The sequence below is a fragment of the Prevotella sp. HMSC073D09 genome (genome assembly GCF_001814145.1).
In the GTDB taxonomy this organism is placed as follows: domain Bacteria; phylum Bacteroidota; class Bacteroidia; order Bacteroidales; family Bacteroidaceae; genus Prevotella; species Prevotella conceptionensis.
The window spans coordinates 1-204 of record NZ_KV815114.1; the positions used below are offsets into that span (position 1 = coordinate 1).

Consider the following 204-nt stretch of genomic DNA (forward strand, 5'->3'; position numbering starts at 1 on the left):
GGTGGATAAAAAGGGCACTCATAATGTTAAAATTCCCGCTGAAAAGATTACAATGGCTGGCGAACCAACTGGCGAACAGGTTGGCAAGAAGACAAGTGGACAAGTGAACGAGTTAATCGTACTTTTCTCGTCTCTAGAAAAGTGCGTTTTCTCGCCACGCCAATGTTCGGGCAAGCTCTACATTGTTCATTTGGCTTAACGAAA

1 protein-coding gene is annotated in these 204 nt (G+C 44.1%); it reads left to right on the top strand.

Annotation, left to right across the window (positions count from 1 at the left end; translation table 11 throughout):
* On the top strand, window positions 1-199 hold a 199-nt coding region (locus HMPREF2955_RS16285; protein WP_210401305.1), incomplete at its 5' end, for a hypothetical protein.
* Window positions 200-204: the final 5 nt, after the last annotated feature.